This is a genomic window from Streptomyces sp. A01 (assembly GCF_059026195.1).
Window position 1 is genome coordinate 1 of record NZ_JBWLKN010000069.1, and the last position, 4,459, is coordinate 4,459.

General features: G+C 67.7%; 4 protein-coding genes. All 4 read left to right on the forward strand.

Translation table 11 applies throughout. The features are described 5' to 3' along the window. Positions 1-103 precede the first annotated feature (103 nt). Genes AC5P1B_RS35455 through AC5P1B_RS35470 form a run of 4 tightly spaced genes read left to right on the forward strand, consistent with a single transcriptional unit; the run spans position 104 to position 4,441 of the window. On the forward strand, positions 104-856 hold the full coding sequence (locus tag AC5P1B_RS35455; RefSeq protein ID WP_493892153.1) for a TnsA-like heteromeric transposase endonuclease subunit: 753 nt from the start codon (positions 104-106) through the stop codon (positions 854-856). Beyond that, positions 853-2,727 (forward strand): TnsB C-terminal domain-containing protein, encoded by a 1,875-nt coding sequence (locus AC5P1B_RS35460; protein ID WP_493892150.1) that lies wholly within the window; start codon positions 853-855, stop codon positions 2,725-2,727. Before AC5P1B_RS35455 ends, AC5P1B_RS35460 begins: the two co-directional genes overlap by 4 nt. Beyond that, complete coding sequence (locus tag AC5P1B_RS35465; protein ID WP_493892151.1) at positions 2,724-3,773, forward strand: TniB family NTP-binding protein; 1,050 nt, start codon at positions 2,724-2,726, stop codon at positions 3,771-3,773. The genes AC5P1B_RS35460 and AC5P1B_RS35465 overlap by 4 nt, the downstream gene beginning before the upstream one ends. Next, positions 3,770-4,441, forward strand: coding sequence for a TniQ family protein (locus AC5P1B_RS35470; RefSeq protein ID WP_493892152.1), 672 nt, complete (start codon positions 3,770-3,772; stop codon positions 4,439-4,441). Before AC5P1B_RS35465 ends, AC5P1B_RS35470 begins: the two co-directional genes overlap by 4 nt. Positions 4,442-4,459 lie beyond the last annotated feature (18 nt).

Genomic DNA, 4,459 nt, shown 5'->3' on the forward strand with positions numbered 1-4,459 from the left:
TGACCGCTCTCATCCAATCGAGGCGTTTACTCAGCGAACCCAGTCGTTTCGCTTTCTGTCTCAGTGAACCTAGCCGTATGGGCTAAACGCGCTGGGGGTGCTGGTGGCCGTACCGGTTGGGGTGGATCTCGCAGGGCCGTACGTCGAGCTGTCGTACGTGGACGCCGTATGTCAGCGGCAGCGCCGTCCCCTGCTGGATTGTGTGACGGCCCGGTTCGAGGACGCGGCACCGGTGCGGCCGTTTCGCTGGTCGCGTGGTGAGCGTCACTTCGCTGGCTGGTACTGGGCGGCGACGACCGGGCAGCACGTGGGCTTCGAGTCCTGGCTGGAGCGGGACCGGCTTGTGCTCATGGACTTCGATCCGCAGGTGGCGGGGATCGCCTCGCAGCCGTTCTGGCTGCACTGGCACGACGGCGAGCGGGAGCGTCGGCACGCTCCGGACTACTTCGTGCGCCGGGTGGATGGCTCGGCGGTGGTGATCGATGTCCGCGCGGACGAGCGGATCGAGCCGAAGGACGTGGAGGCGTTCGAGGTGACGCGGGTCGCCTGTGTTCAGGCGGGTTGGCACTTCGAGCGGGTCGGGACGCCGGAGCCGGTGTTGCTGGCGAATGTCCGGTGGCTGTCGCGCTACCGGCATCCGCGGTGCCTGCACCACACGGTTGCCGATCGCCTGCGGGAGGTGTTCACGACGCCGGGGCCGCTGCTGCCTGGGGTCGATGCGGCGGGTGACCGGCTCGCGACGCTGCCTGCGCTGTTCCATCTGCTCTGGCGTCAGGAACTGGTTGCCGAGGACCTGTCGGTTCAGTTGCTGGGTCCGCGCACGGTCGTGGGCCGGGTCGAAAGGGGTGGCCATTGAACAGGCAGGGGCGGAAGGTTCCGCCCACAGCCCGTCTCGCGGAGTTTCCCGAGACAGCGGCTGAACAGGCACTTTGGTGGGAGGGCCACATCCTGGAGGTGCTGCACGGGCTGCCGCCGGAAGCGTCCGATGAGTCAGTGGCTCGGCCGGAGTTCGATCCGAGGCAGCACTCGTTGGCTGAGCGCGAGCGGGCCAAGGCGGCCGAGTTGACGGCGGCCGGGCACAAAGTGACGGCCAGCGGGATCAAGCAGAGGCGCCAGCGCTACCAGCGCGACGGGCTGGTCGGACTGGCCGACGGCCGATCGGCCAAGCAGATGCCGGCCTTCGGCAAGGTCGATGCGGCGGTGGTGGAGGCGATGCAGCAGGCGATCGACGAGACGGCCGAGGACTCGTCGAAAACGATCGGATTCATCGTCTGGCGGACCAAGGAGATCCTGGCAGGCCATGAGGACGCCGCAGGTGTCGAGGTTCCTTCCCGCGCCACTCTCTACCGGCTCTACAGCAAGCTGGCGACGGGCACGCACGCGACGGGCTCGGCCCGCACACGCCGATCGGTCAAGGCCCGGCCGCCCGGCCCGTTCGGGGAGGTTCCGGCCAGTGCGCCGGGCGAACTGATGCAGATCGACTCAACCCCGCTGGATGTGCTGGTGCGCCTGGACGACGGGATTGCGGAGAAGGTCGAGCTGACGGCGATGGTCGACATCGCGACGAGGTCGATCACTGCGGCGGTGCTGCGGCCGACCACGAAGGCCGCGGATGCTTCCGCCCTGCTGGCCCGCAGCGTCACCCCGGAGGCGATGCGGCCCGGCTGGTCACAGGCTCTGCGGATGTCCCGTTCAGTGCTGCCGCACCGGCGGTTGCTGACGTTGGACGAGCGCCTGGAGCACGCGGCGGCACGGCCGGTGATCGTGCCGGAGACCATCGTCTGCGACCACGGAAAGGTGTTCGTCTCGCGGAACTTCCGGGCCTCTTGCCGGTATCTGGGCATCAACCTGCAACCGGCCCACAAGGCGACGCCAACCGACAAGGGCACGATCGAGAAGACTCTGGGCTCGGTGGCCACGCTGTTCGCCCAGTTCGTCGCGGGCTACACCGGCTCGACCACGGACCGCCGCGGCCGGAAGCTGGAGGACGGGCCGCTGTGGTCCCTTCCTGAACTTCAGAACCTGCTCGATGAATGGGTCATCGCCGTCTGGCAGACCAGGCCGCATGACGGGCTGCGTGATCCGCAGGCGCCGGGGCGGGCGTTCTCGCCGAACGAGAAGTACGCGACGCTGCTTCAGTCCTGCGGTTACGTCCCGGTTCCGCTGGACGGCGGGGACTACGTCGAGTTGCTGCCCGAACGCTGGCAGGCGATCAACAGCTACGGCATCCGGATCAAGCACCGCACCTACGACGACGGCGAGCTGGGTCCGTTGCGTCGCCAGCACTCCGGGGTGATGGAGAAGAAGGGCTTGTGGGAGATCCACCACGACCCCTACGACATCTCCCGGATCTGGGTACGCGACCGCCGGCGCAATCGGTGGATCACCGTGTTCTGGAAACACCTCCACCGCGTTGGTGTCCCGTTCGGGGAACTGGCCTGGGATCACGCCTGCGAGCAGGTCCCCGGCGGCACGGAGGAGCAGATCGCGGACGCCGCCGCCGCGCTGCTGCGGCGGGCCCACGACGGTCCCGCCCTGGAGAAGGGGCCTGCGGCCAGACGGTCCCGGCGCGTCGCCGCACGGACCCGGGCCACCGCCCCTGACCGGCCGGCCCCCGACCCGCCCGCCGACGAGGTCGTTCAGGAAGACCAGGCGGACACCGAGCTGGCCGAAGTCATCCCGCTGGGTCTGTTCGACCCGCTCGCGAACCCCTGGAGGCGTCCGTGACCATCTCCAAACCGACAGCCCGGCATACCGCACCGCAGGAAGCCGACGTTGCGACCAACCGGCAGCTGACCACCCTGGACGGATGGCGGAGGTTCGTCGACGGCCCACCCGAACCCCCGACTCTGCTGCCTCCCGGCAAGTTGCAGGCACTGTCTTCGACCGATCGGGACCTCTACGACGAGGCCCGCATGGACCACCACGCCCGCATGCTCGTGGTGGCCACGTCGTTCGTCGAGAAGACCGTCACTTGCGGCCGCCGGCTCGCCCTGCTCAACCGGCATGCAATCAGCGCCCGCCGCGGCCTGATCGTCTCCGGACTGCCCGGCACCGGCAAGACCATCGCTATCACCCAGCTGGGACAGGCCCACGAACTCCTCGACAGGGCAAGGCACCCTCATGTTCCGGACCGTATTCCGGTGCTCTACATCACCGTCCCGCCTGCTGCGACCGCCCGCATGGTCGCGGCGGAGTTCGCCCGTTTCCTGGGCCTGCCCATCCGCTCCCGGCTGAACATGACCGACATCATCGAGGCGGTAGTCGGCGTCTGCACCGACACCCGCACCGGCCTGGTCCTGGTCGACGAGATCCACAACATCTCGCAGACCACGCGGTCCGGCGCCGAAGTCTCCGACACCTTGAAGTATTTCTCCGAGCGCATTCCCGCCACGTTCGTCTACGCGGGCATCGGCGTCGAGGACAGCGAGCTGATGGCCGGCACCCGCGGAGCCCAGATCGCGGGCCGATTCACGCTCGTCCCCACCCGCCCGTTCCCTTTCGCCACCGAGTGGAAAGGGCTGGTGGCGACACTGGAGAACACTCTGCTGCTGCACGATCACCCGCCCGGCAGCCTGGTCAAGCTCGCCCGTTACCTCCACAAGCGGACCGACGGCATGATCGGAGCCCTGTCCCACGCGATCCGAGGGGCCGCGATCGACGCCATCCTCAGCGGCACCGAGCGCGTGACGAAGAACGCGATCGACTCGATTCCGCTGGATCATGCCGCAGAGACCGCGGCCTCCCCGTTGAAGAAGGCTGTCGACCGGTGACTGATGCTCAGGAACAGCGGCTGCACCGGTTACCCATCCAGGTCAGGCCACGTCCGGGCGAACCGACCGACGCCTACATCCGGCGTCTCGCCCGGGCCAACCACCTCAAACCCAGCTACTTGCACGGCTTCCTCACCGGCTCACCGAACTGGTTCGGGAAACCCCGACTCGAACGACTCGCAGCACTGACCGGACGCACGCCTGAACTGCTGGAACAAGCCCTGGCCGACACCAGTTCACCCCGCCGACGCCGCAAGCCAGGTTCGAGCCCGACACCGGCCAAGAGGATCAGTAAGCGGGAGCTTTACCAGCGCATTCGGCACGACGCCGAAATGGAAGGCCTCTCGGCAAGAGCACTGGAAAGGCGCCACAACGTCACCTGGCGAACCGTCCGAGCCGCCCTGGACGACCTCGAACCCCGCCCACGCAAACCCCTGCCCCGCCGGCCAACGGCCATCGACCCCGTCCAGCACCTCATCGACTCCATGATCGAATCCGGCCATGGTCGCCCTCGAGACATCTGGGTGAAGCTCATGGACGAGCACGAGACCTCGATCTCCTACGGCACCATCAGGCGCTACGTCCAAGATCGCCCACCATGCAGCCGCCAGGAGTCTCCCGTCTCAGCCAACCAAGTCCCACCAGGTCAAAAGCTCGTCGACGACTAGATTCCTTGAGACAGGTCA